Source organism: Streptomyces sp. NPDC001781, from assembly GCF_053596035.1.
In genome coordinates this window covers 1-1604 of the sequence record NZ_JBSFFI010000092.1, presented here as the reverse complement: position 1 = coordinate 1604, position 1604 = coordinate 1, and the positions used below count along the sequence as shown (strand labels likewise).

The 1604-nt window shown below is 75.2% G+C and carries 1 protein-coding gene; it reads right to left on the bottom strand.

Annotated features, from left to right (window positions below; translation table 11 throughout):
* Nucleotides 1–1604, bottom strand: a 1604-nt coding sequence (locus ACWCV3_RS28885) for a polyketide synthase dehydratase domain-containing protein (protein ID WP_451230313.1), incomplete at both ends; no start/stop codon positions are given.

The window sequence follows — 1604 nt, the reverse complement described above, 5'->3', positions numbered from 1 at the left end:
TTGAGCACGTCCCGGAAGTTCACGCCCGCCGCACGCACAGCCACCCGCACCTGCCCCGGCTCCAACCGCGCCGATCCGGCGTCGGTCGGGACCAGACGCAGTTGTTCCAGCGTCCCGCGCTCGTGGAAGCCGAGCCGCCACGCCTCGTCCGAGGCGCCGTTCGGGCGGCTGAGGCCCGGCGTGTAGCGGGCCAGCCGGGCGGCCGAGGCCCGGCCGCCGTGCAGCGCCACCTGGCCCTCGCCCGAGGCGAGCGCCACTGCGACGCCTGCCCCGACCTCGTCCGGGCTCTCGACGTCGATCAGCAGCACGCGCCCGTCCTGCTCCGCCTGGGCGACGCGGCCTAGGCCCCAGACCGGCCCGCCGAGCAGGCCGTTGGCGCCGGTGGCCTGCACGGTCACGACCGCGAGCCGGGACTCGGAGAGTTGCGGGGCGCCGAGCCAGCCCTGTATCGCGCCGAGCACGTCGATCGTGAACTCGCCGACCGTGGAGACCGCGTCGCCGGTCTGCGGGCAGGTCAGGACGACGACGTCCGGTGCCGGGGCTCCGGCCTCGATCGCCTTGAGGAGCCCCGCGATGCCGTCGTGGCGGGCGGCGTCCGGGAGGCCGGTGGCCTCGCCCGGGCCGATGAGTGCCCAGCCGGCGCCCGAAGTCGTCCCGGGCTCGTTCTGGACGGCCGTCCAGTCGAGGGTGAGCAGCGATTCGCGGATCAGCCGGGAGCTGACCTGCATGCCGCCGACGGCCATCGGCCGCAGGACCAGCGAGTCGACGGCGGCTAGGACGGCACCGGCAGCGTCGGCGACCGTCACGTTCATGCCCTGGCCGCCGGTGACCGGCGCCACGCGGACGCGCGCGCTGCTCGTCTCGGCCGGGTTCAGTGTCACGCCGTTCCACGCGAAGGGGACCATCGGTCCGGTGGCGCCGCTGAGGCCGCCGTCCACGCCGATCGTGTGCAGGGCGGCATCGAGCAGGGCCGGGTGCAGGGTGAAGCCGTTCGCCGACATGCCCTCGGGCAACGCGATCTCCGCGAACACCTCGCCGGGCTCCTGGCCGCGCCAGATGCCGCGTACGGCGGCGAAGACGGGCCCGTAGTCGAGCCCCGCTCCGCTGAGGCCCGCGTACAGCTCCTCCACCGACAGCGGCTCGGCCTGCGCGGGGGGCCACGCGACCGCCCACTGTCCGTCCGCCGCACCGGCCTCGCCGGCCGGCGCCAGCACACCGCTGGCGTGCCGGGTCCACGCGTCGGCCTCGTCGACGTCGTCCGAGTCGTCGGGCCGGGTGTGGATGGTGACTTCGCGGCGTCCGTGTTCGTCCGTGCCTGTCGCGCTGACCTGGATGCTGAGGCCGCCCTCGTCCGGGAGCACCACCGGCGCGTCGATCAGCAGTTCCTCCAGCCGGTCGCAGCCGGTCAGGCCGCCGACGAACGACGCCATCTCCACGAGCGCCGCCCCGGGCACGACCACACGTCCCGAGACGGCGTGGTCCTCCAGCCAGGAGTGGGTGGCGAGCGAGAGGCGTCCGACGGCGCTGATCCCGCCCGAGCCGGGCGACTCGACGACCGCGCCGAGCAGACCGTGTCCCGCCTCGCCCAGCCCGAGGTCCTGCGG